This is a genomic window from Bartonella sp. MU70NMGDW (assembly GCF_042194085.1).
Classification (GTDB): domain Bacteria; phylum Pseudomonadota; class Alphaproteobacteria; order Rhizobiales; family Rhizobiaceae; genus Bartonella; species Bartonella grahamii.
The window spans coordinates 1-941 of the sequence record NZ_JBHIMK010000452.1; the positions used below are offsets into that span (position 1 = coordinate 1).

Consider the following 941-nt stretch of genomic DNA (forward strand, 5'->3'; position numbering starts at 1 on the left):
TGTTTTAAACCATACGTATAGGTTCCGCCATCAATAGTTTTAACATTTGCACCAGAAAAGCTTCTCAAGGTAAAATGTGCGCCACCACTTTGATCAACAATTAAATCAAGTTCTGTTGAAGAAGTATCAACAATTTCAATACCGGAATCTAAAATACTTATTGTGTGAGAACCACGGCCATTTTTGATAAAGAGATAATCACCTTTTTCTTCTGCAAGGCTAACATTAAAGTTAAAATGTAGACTCCCTGCTAGATTATCAATGTAAAGCTGAGAGTAATATAAATCATCTTCAAAAGAGGTAAAAATGACTTTTCCTACACCGCTTAACTGCTGAATGCGTGTACTTTTGTCGTCAAACCCACGAGCAACGGAGTATAATTGAGCGTCTTCTCCATTTAATTCAATGTTTTCTACTATAGTTTGTTGACCATCGTCTCCAGCATCAAGATGGAGCCCACCAAAATCCTGAACTTTTATTTCTCCTCCTAATATTGCACTAGGAGAAATCCATGAATTAGCATTACCTTCAATCGTTAGATTCTTTACAATTCCACCTGCATAGACTTCTTGAACACCACCAGTGCGTAAAATGACTGTATTTGCTTCACCTCCTGCTAAAACACGCTGCACACCCTCTGAAAAGATTTCAGCATTTACAGCTAAACCGCCGGCTTTTTCTGCAAAGTTATCATCATTAGGAAACCACTTAGCAAGAGTTTGTACTCCTCCACTCATCACTTTTGTTCCCACAGCCATCCCATCATCATATACATTCTGCTGTCCCAGCGTATCACCTTGACCATAAAGTGTCGTGTTATAAGCACTGCTCCCCACAATTCCACCATTTACATAACCATTTCCGAAAACAAGCTGCTCCCCACCATAAATTTCAGCTCTCAATGCGGATCCTCCTCCCTCCACTCTTTGTTTTCCACCCTC

Annotated in this window: 1 protein-coding gene; it reads right to left on the reverse strand. The window is 39.6% G+C overall.

What is annotated here, in order from left to right:
- The coding region (locus ACFIKE_RS11575; protein ID WP_375650092.1) for a pertactin-like passenger domain-containing protein at positions 1-941 on the reverse strand (941 nt) is incomplete at both ends.